This is a genomic window from Kitasatospora sp. NPDC057500, assembly GCF_042802195.1.
Classification (GTDB): Bacteria; Actinomycetota; Actinomycetes; order Streptomycetales; family Streptomycetaceae; genus Kitasatospora.
Map to the genome: position 1 here is coordinate 1 of NZ_JBHVER010000268.1, position 9,454 is coordinate 9,454.

Annotated in this window: 8 protein-coding genes and 3 tRNA genes; 6 read left to right on the forward strand and 5 right to left on the reverse strand. The window is 74.0% G+C overall.

The annotated features are described in order from the left end of the window. Positions 1-70: 70 nt before the first annotated feature. Entirely contained in the window at positions 71-565 is a 495-nt protein-coding gene (locus tag ACFU74_RS33750; protein ID WP_350566458.1) for a DUF3145 domain-containing protein, read from the reverse strand. 601 nt (positions 566-1,166) lie between these two features. Between ACFU74_RS33750 and ACFU74_RS33755 the strand changes: the two genes are divergently transcribed. Both ACFU74_RS33755 and ACFU74_RS33760 read left to right on the forward strand, forming a co-directional pair. After that, a complete protein-coding gene (locus ACFU74_RS33755; protein ID WP_380763794.1) occupies positions 1,167-1,631 on the forward strand; it encodes a MarR family winged helix-turn-helix transcriptional regulator in 465 nt (154 codons plus the stop codon). A 175-nt stretch (positions 1,632-1,806) separates the two neighbouring features. Further along, complete coding sequence (locus tag ACFU74_RS33760; RefSeq protein WP_380763796.1) at positions 1,807-3,300, forward strand: LCP family protein; 1,494 nt, start codon at positions 1,807-1,809, stop codon at positions 3,298-3,300. 2 nt (positions 3,301-3,302) lie between these two features. On the opposite strand, the gene ACFU74_RS33765 is transcribed toward ACFU74_RS33760, so the two are convergent. Together ACFU74_RS33765 and ACFU74_RS33770 are read right to left on the reverse strand one after the other, a co-directional pair. Then, positions 3,303-4,217 (reverse strand): 1-aminocyclopropane-1-carboxylate deaminase/D-cysteine desulfhydrase, encoded by a 915-nt coding sequence (locus ACFU74_RS33765; RefSeq protein ID WP_380763798.1) that lies wholly within the window; start codon positions 4,215-4,217, stop codon positions 3,303-3,305. A 138-nt stretch (positions 4,218-4,355) separates the two neighbouring features. Continuing rightward, positions 4,356-4,429, reverse strand: a tRNA-Ile gene (locus tag ACFU74_RS33770). Positions 4,430-4,666: 237 nt separating this feature from the next. On the opposite strand from ACFU74_RS33770, the gene ACFU74_RS33775 reads away from it, so the two are divergent. Beyond that, the gene (locus tag ACFU74_RS33775) at positions 4,667-5,416 is read left to right on the forward strand and encodes a trypsin-like serine peptidase (RefSeq protein WP_380763800.1); all 750 of its coding nucleotides are present in this window, start codon (positions 4,667-4,669) and stop codon (positions 5,414-5,416) included. Positions 5,417-5,536: 120 nt separating this feature from the next. Here ACFU74_RS33775 and ACFU74_RS33780 read toward each other — a convergent pair. After that, positions 5,537-5,609: transfer RNA gene (locus tag ACFU74_RS33780), tRNA-Asn, on the reverse strand. 61 nt (positions 5,610-5,670) lie between these two features. Further along, a tRNA-Asn gene (locus ACFU74_RS33785) sits at positions 5,671-5,743 on the reverse strand. A 248-nt stretch (positions 5,744-5,991) separates the two neighbouring features. On the opposite strand from ACFU74_RS33785, the gene ACFU74_RS33790 reads away from it, so the two are divergent. The 3 genes from ACFU74_RS33790 to ACFU74_RS33800 all read left to right on the forward strand — a co-directional run bounded on the left by ACFU74_RS33790 (position 5,992) and on the right by ACFU74_RS33800 (position 9,394). Next, a complete protein-coding gene (locus tag ACFU74_RS33790; RefSeq protein WP_380763802.1) occupies positions 5,992-6,285 on the forward strand; it encodes a hypothetical protein in 294 nt (97 codons plus the stop codon). A 168-nt stretch (positions 6,286-6,453) separates the two neighbouring features. Next, positions 6,454-7,884 carry an FGGY family carbohydrate kinase gene (locus tag ACFU74_RS33795; protein WP_380763804.1) on the forward strand — a complete coding sequence of 477 codons (1,431 nt, stop codon included), beginning with the start codon at positions 6,454-6,456 and terminating at the stop codon, positions 7,882-7,884. 103 nt (positions 7,885-7,987) lie between these two features. Then, positions 7,988-9,394, forward strand: a complete 1,407-nt coding sequence (locus tag ACFU74_RS33800) for a glutamate decarboxylase (RefSeq protein WP_380763806.1) — start codon at positions 7,988-7,990, stop codon at positions 9,392-9,394. The last annotated feature ends 60 nt before the right edge of the window (positions 9,395-9,454 follow it).

Here is a 9,454-nt window from a genome sequence, read left to right on the forward strand (position 1 = left end):
GATCAGGACGATCTCCGCCACCGCGTTCCCCCTCCCCTTCGTCCTGCCGCCGCGGGCCGGCTCCCCCGGGTCAGACCACCTGGTGCAGCCAGCGCACCGGCGCGCCCTCCCCGGCGTAGCGGAAGGGCTCCAACTCGTCGTCCCAGGGCTTGCCGAGCAGCATGGCGATCTCCGCCTCCAGGTCCGCCCCCTCGCTGCGGGCGCGCAGCAGGACGGCCCGCAGCCGGTCCTCGGGGATCAGGATGTCCCCGTGGATGCCGGTGACGGCGTGGAAGATGCCGAGCCCGGGCGTGCTGCTGTACCGCTCGCCCTCGGCGGCGGCGCAGGGCTCGCTGGTGACCTCGTACCGCATCAACTGCCAGCCGCGCAGCGCGGAGGCGAGCTTCGAGGCCGTGCCGGGCTCGCCCTGCCAGGAGAGCTCGGCACGCCAGTGCCCGGGTGCGGCCGGCTGGCGGATCCAGTCCAGGCTCACCCGCACGCCGAGCACCCCCGCGACGGCCCACTCGACGTGCGGGCACAGCGCGCGGGGCGCGGAGTGGATGTACAGGACTCCACGTGTCGTCACCGGGACCTCCAGGCTGTGGACGAGGGTCGCCTTCCCCAGCTGCCTCGTGTTCGTGCCCGTAGTTGATCCGCAGTTACCCACGTTAGCCGACATTAAGCCACTAAATTGAGCAAAACGGACAGGCTTTCGCTCAATGCTAGTCGAATCCGCAACGAGGTCCACCCCCCGGTCGGATCTCTCCCCCGAACGGCCCCATCGCCGGGCCCGACCACCGTACCGCGCCGCCCCTCACCACGGATGACGCACTTTCGGATCCGGCCGGAATGCGGTAGTGCGGCCGGATCCCCTCCGCCGGGTACGCAAACCGCCCCGCACCGGGCAGGACCGGTGCGGGGCCGGGTTGACGGCGGGTCAGCCGTCCGGGCGGACCAGGATCTCGCCCGGGCCCGAGGTGCGGACCGGCGCCTCGGCGGGGGCGAAGTCGGCCGGGACCGGCCGGCCCCGGGGGCGGGCGGCGAGGTGCCGCTCTCACGGGCGGCGGGCGCTTGCGGCGCGGTCGGCTCGGCGGCCGTGGTGATCCCGCACATGAAAGGTTGAGGCAGTGAAGTAACCATGTGCCTGAAAAGTTCACGTTGTCAAATGTTCAGGTAGACTGGTCACCATGAACGCCCAGCCGAACCGGGACAGCACGCCGCCGGGTGACGAGATCACCCGCGAGGTCGTCGACCTCATGGCCAACCTGGTCGCGCTCTTCCACCGCGAGTACGAGGAGGCCGCCGCCGCCCGCTCGCTCACCGGAGCGCAGGCCAAGGTCCTCGCCCTGCTGCGGCGCGGTCCGATGCCCATGCGCCAGATCGCCCAGACGCTCAGCTGCGAGCCCTCCAACATCACCGGCATCGTGGACCGGCTGGAGACCCGCGGCTTCGTCACCCGCCAGCCCGACCGGCAGGACCGCCGGGTCAAGCTGGTCGCCGCCACCGACACCGGCAGCACGGCCTCCGAGGAACTGCGCGAGTCGCTGAACTTCGCCCGCGAGCCGCTGGCCGCGCTCGGCTCCGAGGAGCGGACCCAACTGCGCGACCTGCTGCGGCGGATGCTCGCGGGGGCCGCCGGCCCGGGCGCGTGAGAAGAGGCGCGGGCGAAGGCGCGTGAGAAGCGTCACAGCACCGACCGGCGAATTGGCCGCCGATCGGAGGTAACCGAACACTCCCCCGAAACGTCTAACGTTCGAAGGTCGACACCCGCCCGCGACCAGGCGGTACGGGTGGGGAAATAGAGCGGAAGACGGGGGGACGGGAAGGATGAGCAGCAGCTCGCGCCGTCGGCGTGTCATACGGACCGTCATAGGACTCGCCGCCGTCCTGGTGCTGTCCGTGGCCGGTGCCGGCGCCTGGTTCTACCACCGGCTCGACACCAACATCACCACCTTCGACGCCGGCGGCGTCGCCACCGAGCGCCCGCCCGCGCCCGTGCCGACCTCGCCGGGCGCCTCCGTGCCGGTCAACGTCCTGCTGCTCGGCTCGGACACCCGCAACGACGGCAACGCCGACCTCGGCGGCGGCGACGAGGGCGTCGGCCACTCCGACACCGCGATCCTGCTGCACGTCTACGCCGACCACAAGCACGCCGTCGGCGTCTCCATCCCCCGCGACACCCTGGTCACCATCCCGTCCTGCCGGCTGCCCAGCGGCGACTGGACCAAGCCGCGCACCAACCAGATGTTCAACGAGGCCTTCACCGTCGGCGACTCCCCCCAGGGGAACCCGGCCTGCACCCAGAACACCGTGGAGGCCCTCACCGGCCTGCGGATCGACCACACCATCGTGGTCGACTTCAAGGGCGTCGCGGCGATGACCGAGGCCATCAACGGCGTGGACGTCTGCGTCCCCAACGACGTCGACTCGCACGACATCAAGCTCAAGAAGGGCCCGCAGAAGATATCCGGCCAGCCCGCCGTCGACTACCTGCGCGCCCGCTACGGCTTCGGCGACAACTCCGACATCGGCCGGATGAAGCGCCAGCAGGCCTTCCTCTCCTCGATGATCCGCAAGATCCAGTCCCAGGGCTTCTCGCTGCCGACCCTGCTCCCGCTGGCCGACGCCGCGACCCGCTCGCTCACCGTCGACGAGGGCCTGGGCACCGCGATGAAGCTGGTCGACTTCGCCCAGTCGCTCCAGCAGATCGAGCTCTCCGACATCACCTTCGTCACCGCCCCCTGGCGGTTCTCCACCGTGCAGAGCGGCCGGATCGACCTCGTCCACCCCGATGTGGACACCCTGTGGCGGCTGCTGCGCGAGGACCGCACCCTGGACGGCCAGGCCACCGGCGAGGTGCCCGCGACCGCGAGCACCGCCCCCACCACGTCCGAACCCTCCCCGACCGCCACCCCGCTCACCGCCGAGCAGCTCGCCACCCCGGTCACCGTGGTCAACGGCGTCGGCACCGACGGGCTCGCCGGCCGCGGCTCGGCGGCGATCCGCGCCCAGGGCTTCCAGAACGTCTCGCTGGGCCAGACCACCGGCGGCCGGCTGCGCACCGAGATCGCCTACGACCCGCTGTTCGCGGCCGTCGCCGAGCAGCTCGCCCCGCTCTTCCCAGGCGCCCGGACGACCGAGGAGCCGGGCTCCGAGGGGATCGTGGTCACCCTCGGCCGCGACTACCACCCCGCCCCCGCCACGCCCACCGCCGGCCCGTCCACCGTCCTCCCCGACGGCCCGCTGCCGACCGGCGTGCCCAGCGCCATAGCCCAGAACAGCCGCACCGCCGACGACGACCCCTGCTCCAACCTCACCTGAGCTCAGAGCGGGTCGGGCAGCCCGGTGACGACGGCGGTGAGCCGGGTGCCCGGCGGGAAGGCGCCGGCGGCGGTGAGGTCGTACAGGGCGGCCAGCGTCTTCGCCACGTAGCGGCGCTCCAGGGCGATGCCGTGCCGCCGCTCGAAGCCGGCCGCGAACTCCTCCAGCGCGGCCGGCACCCGCCCGTACCCGCCGCCGTGGTGCCCGTGGTCGATCCGCCAGCCGCCGAACTCCCGCCCGTACGCCTCCCGGTGCAGCCGCGTCACCTCGCCCTCCAGGTAGCCCTCCGCGCCGCGCAGCACCGCCACGCCCAGCGCCCGCGCCCCCGGCGGCAGCCCGGCCGCGATCCCGGCCAGCGTGCCCCCGGTGCCGACCGGGCAGCACACCACGTCCCCTTCCCCGAGCCCCGCCAGCTCCGCCACGACCGCCGCCGCCCCGCGCGCCGCGAGCGCGTTGGACCCGCCCTCGGGCAGCACCAGGCACGGCCCCCAGCGCCGCCGCAGCCCCGCCTCCCCCGCACCGCCCGCGGCCACCCGCCCGGCCGCCTCCCGGTACTCGGCCCGGGACAGGAACACCAGCTCCATCCCGGCCTCCTCGGCGGCCCGCAGCGACCAGTTCCGCGGCGCCCCCGCCAACTCCTCGCCCCGCACCAGCCCCACGCTCTCCAGCCCCAGCGCCCCCGCCGCCAGCGCCACCGCCCGCAGATGCGTCGAGTACGCCCCGCCGAACGTCACCAGCCGCCGGTGCCCCTCGCGCACCGCCGCCTCCAGGTTGGGGCCCAGCTTCCGCCACTTGTTCCCCGGCACCAGCGGATGCACCAGGTCGTCCCGCTTCAGCCGCAGGCGGACGCCGGCCCGCTCGAACACCTCGTCAGCACAGTCGACGACCGGGGTCGGCACACGGGGGAGGGCAAGCATCCGCCCAGCATACGGAGGCCGCGCACGGCCTCGGAGGGCGTCATCGTCCGGGTGAATTCCAGCGCGTCGCGGCGTGGCAGCATGCCCGATCCCCTAGGGTTTTCCCAGCCAGGGGGCCGCTCGCGCGGGTACGGAGGGTGGGGCGGGTGGGACTCGAACCCACGACCAAGGGATTATGAGTCCCCTGCTCTAACCGGCTGAGCTACCGCCCCGGTTCGCAGCGCGCGACGGCAGGCCGGTCGCGGCAGCAGCAGACGGCCCCGAAAGGCCGTCCCGGGCAGCATAGCCGGTCGATCACCCGTGGTGCGCGCCGGGGGCGCACACGGGTACGCGAGCAGGGGCGGGCGGGGCGACGGTGGCGCGGGGCGGACCGGACTGGTAGATCTTGGTCCCGAACGGCGGAACGCGTGAACGGCCGCGACCGCCCCGAGGACGATACGGAGCCTTGGATGCCCTCCCGCCCGGTCCGGACCACGCGAGCCGCCAGGACGGTCGCGGTGGCGGCCCTGCTGCTGGCCGCCGCGATCGCGTGCGGCGGCGGGCAGGACGGCGGGCGGACGGCCTCGGTGGCCCCGCAGAACCCGGCCTGGGACCGGATCGGCACGCTGTCGGTGCACACCGCGCAGGGGCCCCGGGCGTGCACGGCGAGCGTGGTGCAGAGCCCGCGGCACAATCTGCTGGTGACCGCCGCGCACTGCGTGGAGAACCACCGGATCGGCCTGCTGGACGGCCTGGTGTTCACCCCCGGCTACCGCAACGGGTATTCGCCGTACGGGAGTTGGCCGGTGAAGTCGGTCACCGTCGATCCGCGCTGGTCCGCCGACGCCGACCCCGAGTACGACGTGGCGTTCGTCACCGTGGGCACGGCGGGCGGGCGGCAGGTCGAGGACGCGGTCGGCGGCAACCCGCTCGGCACCGACCAGGGCTTCGGCCTGGCGGTCTCGGTCACCGGCTACCCCAACGAGCGCGACGAGCCGATCACCTGCTCCGGACTGACCGCCTCGCAGAGCCCCACCCAGGAGCGCTTCGACTGCGCCGGCTACACCGACGGCACCAGTGGCAGCCCCTGGCTCACCACGAACGGCCGGGTGATCGGCGTGATCGGCGGCTACCAGGAGGGCGGCGAGACGCCGGGCACCTCGTACAGCATCACCTTCGACGACCGGGTCGCCGAGCTCTTCCAGCAGGCCGTGGCGTGAGACGGCTCACGTCGGACGGGAGGGCCCGGAGGCGGCCGGGAGCGGCCGGGGCAACACGAAGGCCCCCCGGTCTACCGAGGGGCCTTCGCTCTGAGCAGTCACCGGGCGGGCCCGGTGCAGCTCCCGCATTTGGACTCGAACCAAAAACCTGCCGGTTAACAGCCGGCTGCTCTGCCAATTGAGCTATGCGGGACCGCGGTACACGACTCCTGTACCACGAGTGGGTGTCAGCACCAGATGGGCATCCACCCGAGCTCCCCCAATTGGACTCGAACCAATAACCTGCCGATTAACAGTCGGCTGCTCTGCCAATTGAGCTATGGGGGATCGAGCTTCCCGCTCCGGCCCCCGGTCTCCCGGGCTCCTCGGCGCTCGCTGCGGGACATACATTAGCGCACTCGGGGGGGTGGTCCGCCAATCGCTTTCCCCCGGCCGCCGCCGGGCGGCCCCGCGCGGCGCGTTCCCCGCGCGCCCGGGCCGCCGTCCGTGGATGCTGGGGGCGCCGACGGTTCACCGTCCCGGCAGACGGGTAGGGCAACGCGGCAATGGCCGCCAGGAGAGGGTGGAATCCGACCATGTGGAAGCTGTCGTTCGGTGTCGGACTCGCGACGGGCTACGTCCTGGGCACGCGGGCAGGGCGCCAGCGCTACGAGCAGATCGCCAGGGTGACCCGGCAGGTCGCCGGGAACCCCAAGGTCCAGGGCGCGGCGGACAAGGCCCGGCAGCAGGCCGGCGCGGTCGCCGGGAAGGCCGCCGGGGCCGTCGCCGACAAGGTCGGCGACCGGCTGCCGAACTCGGTCACCGACCGGGTGCCGTACTTCAACCGCGCCAGGAGCGAGGACGACAGCTGGGGCACCTACCGCCCCTGACCGCCGTCCCGCACCCGGGGCCCCGGCACCCCTTGGCGGCCGTCCGTGACGGGCGGGTGACACCGCGGTGAAGGCCTGCCGGACGAGGGCTCCCGGGCGCGGTACCGAACGGGCAACACTTGCCCGGCCGGGCCGCGTCCGGGCGCCCGCTGAGGCATGATCTCGACTATGGCCATCGTCGCGGGGATAGACAGCTCGACCGGTCGCACCCGGATCGTCGCGTGCGACTCCGCCACCGGCGCCGTCCTGCGCTCCGGCAAGGCCCCGCACCCCGCGCCCGACGACCCCGACGCCCGCCCCGGCGAGACCGACCCGCAGCTCTGGCTGCACTCCCTCGGCGACGCCGCGGCCGGCGGCCTGCTGGAGGGCGTCCGGGCGATCGGCGTCAGCGCGCAGCAGCACGGCATGATCGGCCTGGACGCGGGCGGCGTGCAGGTCCGGCCGGCGATCCTGTGGAACGACCCGCGCTCCAGCGGCGCCGCCGCGGCCCTGCTGGACGAACTGGGCGGCCCGGCGGCCTGGACGGCGGCGATCGGCGCCGTCCCCAGCCCCGCGTACACCGTCGCCAAGCTGCGCTGGCTCGCCGAGTTCGAACCGGCCAGCGCCCGGCGGATCGCCGAGGTGCTGCTGCCGCACGACTGGCTGGTCTGGCAGCTGCTCGGCCACCCCAAGCGCCGCACCACCGACCGGGGCGACGCCTCCGGCACCGGCTACTGGTCCCCGATCACCGGCGAGTACCGGCAGGACCTGGTCGAGCTGGCGCTCGGCCACGAGCTGAGGCTGCCGGACGTGCTCGGCCCCGCCGAACCCGCCGGCCACACCCCCGAGGGCCTGCTGATCTCGGCCGGCACCGGCGACAACATGGCCGCCGCACTCGGCCTGGGCCTCGGCCCCGGCGACGCGGTGGTCTCGCTCGGCAGCTCCGGGACGATCTTCGCGGTGCACGAGCAGGCCGTGGTGGACGCCACCGGCCTGGTCTCCTCCTTCGCCGACGCCACCGGCCGCCACCTGCCGATGGTCGCCACCCTGAACGCCGCCCAGGTGCTCCGCTCCACCGCCGCCCTGCTCGGCCGCGACCTGGAGGGCCTCAGCGACCTCGCCCTGCAGTCCTCCCCCGGCGCCTACGGCCTGGTGCTGCTCCCCTACCTGGACGGCGAGCGGACGCCCGCACTGCCGCACGCGGCCGGGACCCTGACCGGGCTGCGCGCGGAGTCGATGACCCCTCAGCACCTGGCCCGGGCCGCCGTCGAGGGCATGCTCTGCAACAGCGCGGACGCCCTGGACGTGCTGCGCGCCCGGGGCGTCGAGGTGAAGCGGGTCTTCCTGCTGGGCGCCGCCGGCCGGCTGGAGGCGGTGCGGCAGGTCGCGCCGCAGCTGTTCGGCGTGCCGGTGGTCGTCCCGCCGCCCGGCGCGCACGCGGCGCGCGGCGCGGCCCGGCAGGCGGCCTGGGCACTGGCCGGGACGCCCGAGCCGCCGCGGTGGGACCTGCCGGAGGCCGTCACCGCGGCCCCGGACGCCGACCACGACCTGCCGGTCGGCTCGGCGGTCCGCCAGCAGTACCGGGCCGCCCGCGAGCAGATCCACCCGGAGACGGCCTGAGCCGCCCGGTGGGGGCCGGCCCGGCGGTGGAGATGCGTCGCCCGGCGACCGGTGGCAGCGTGGGAGCGGACCCGGCCACCGGACGGAAGGGCGGCAGATTCCCATGGCACTGCACAAGGGGGCCGGTGACGACCGCCGGCTGACCGTCGGCCCGTTCCTCGGCACCGCCGCCGACCCGCTCGGCGCGATGGAGCTGGCGCCCCCGCTGCACCGGCTCGCCGACGGTCCCGTCCCGGCCGACACCGCGTACCAGCTGATCCACGACGAGCTGCTGCTGGACGGCAACGCACGGCTCAACCTGGCCACCTTCGTCAGCACCTCGATGGAGGTCCAGGCCACCCGGCTGATGACCGAGTGCCTCGACAAGAACATGATCGACAAGGACGAGTACCCGCAGACCGCCGAGCTGGAGCGGCGCTGCGTGTCCATCCTCGCCCACCTGTGGCACGCCCCCGACCCGGACGCCGCCGTCGGCTGCTCCACCACCGGCTCCAGCGAGGCCTGCATGCTGGCCGGCCTCGCGCTCAAGCGGCGCTGGATGCGCCGCAACGCCGACCGCTACGCGGCCGGAGCCCGGCCCAATCTGGTGATGGGCGTCAATGTGCAGGTCTGCTGGGAGAAGTTCTGCACCTTCTGGGAGGTCGAGGCCCGCACCGCGCCGATGGACGGCGAACGCTTCCACCTCGGCCCCGAGCAGGCGGTGGCGCTCTGCGACGAGGACACCATCGGCGTGGTCGGCGTGCTCGGCTCGACCTTCGACGGCTCCTACGAGCCGGTCGCGGAGATCTGCGCCGCGCTCGACGACCTCCGGGCGCGCACCGGCCTGGACGTCCCGGTGCACGTGGACGGCGCCTCCGGCGGCATGGTCGCGCCGTTCCTGGACGAGGACCTGGTCTGGGACTTCCGGCTGCCCAGGGTCGCCTCCATCAACACCTCCGGCCACAAGTACGGGCTGGTCTACCCGGGCGTCGGCTGGGCGCTGTGGCGGGACCCCGGGGCGCTGCCCGAGGAGCTGGTGTTCAAGGTCAACTACCTGGGCGGCGAGATGCCGACCTTCGCGCTGAACTTCTCCCGGCCGGGCGCCGAGGTGATCGCCCAGTACTACGTCTTCCTGCGGCTCGGCCGGGCCGGCTTCCGGGCCGTCCAGGGCGCCTGCCGGGAGGTCGCCGGGTACCTGGCCGACGGGATCGGGGCGCTCGGCGGCTTCCGGCTGCTGACCCGGGGCGACGAGCTGCCGGTGTTCGCGTTCACCACGGCGGACGGGGTGCCGTTCGACGTCTTCGACGTGTCGCGCCGGCTGCGCGAGCGCGGCTGGCAGGTGCCCGCGTACACCTTCCCGGCGAACCGGGAGGACCTCGCGGTGCTGCGGGTGGTCTGCCGCAACGGCTTCTCCCGGGACCTCGCGGACCTGCTGCTGGGCGACCTCGCACGGCTGCTGCCGGAGCTGCGCCGCCAGCCGGTGCCGCTGAAGGACCTCGGGGTGCCGGCCAGGACGGGCTTCCACCACTGACGGGGCGGCCGTCGAACGCGCGGCGGGAGTGGTCCGCGGCGGGGACGGGCGCGTCTGTGC

Bases quoted from the DNA above. Each gene is read 5' to 3' on its own strand.
- ACFU74_RS33755 (WP_380763794.1), top strand. From the start codon at position 1,167: ATGAACGCCCAGCCGAACCGGGACAGCACGCCGCCGGGTGACGAGATC.
- ACFU74_RS33800 (WP_380763806.1), top strand. From the start codon at position 7,988: ATGGCACTGCACAAGGGGGCCGGTGACGACCGCCGGCTGACCGTCGGC.
- ACFU74_RS33795 (WP_380763804.1), top strand. From the start codon at position 6,454: ATGGCCATCGTCGCGGGGATAGACAGCTCGACCGGTCGCACCCGGATC.
- ACFU74_RS33760 (WP_380763796.1), top strand. From the start codon at position 1,807: ATGAGCAGCAGCTCGCGCCGTCGGCGTGTCATACGGACCGTCATAGGA.
- ACFU74_RS33790 (WP_380763802.1), top strand. From the start codon at position 5,992: ATGTGGAAGCTGTCGTTCGGTGTCGGACTCGCGACGGGCTACGTCCTG.
- ACFU74_RS33775 (WP_380763800.1), top strand. From the start codon at position 4,667: ATGCCCTCCCGCCCGGTCCGGACCACGCGAGCCGCCAGGACGGTCGCG.
- ACFU74_RS33765 (WP_380763798.1), bottom strand. From the start codon at position 4,217: ATGCTTGCCCTCCCCCGTGTGCCGACCCCGGTCGTCGACTGTGCTGAC.